1 tRNA gene is annotated in these 211 nt (G+C 54.0%); it reads left to right on the forward strand.

Annotated elements, in window-relative coordinates:
- The first annotated feature begins 127 nt into the window (after positions 1–127).
- Positions 128–204: transfer RNA gene (locus tag OGY15_RS01545), tRNA-Asp, on the forward strand.
- Positions 205–211: the final 7 nt, after the last annotated feature.

Raw genomic sequence — 211 nt, forward strand, 5'->3', positions numbered from 1 at the left:
CTCAGAAGTGAAACGCCGTAGCGCCGATGGTAGTGTGGGGTCTCCCCATGCGAGAGTAGGGAACTGCCAGGCATCAAATTACAGTAAACCGGGATGTATAATCCGGGTAGTGACAAAGAAATTCGGTGGAGCGGTAGTTCAGTTGGTTAGAATACCTGCCTGTCACGCAGGGGGTCGCGGGTTCGAGTCCCGTCCGTTCCGCCACTTATTA

This window comes from Citrobacter sp. Cu231 (assembly GCF_030332265.1).
Lineage (GTDB): Bacteria > Pseudomonadota > Gammaproteobacteria > Enterobacterales > Enterobacteriaceae > Citrobacter > Citrobacter meridianamericanus.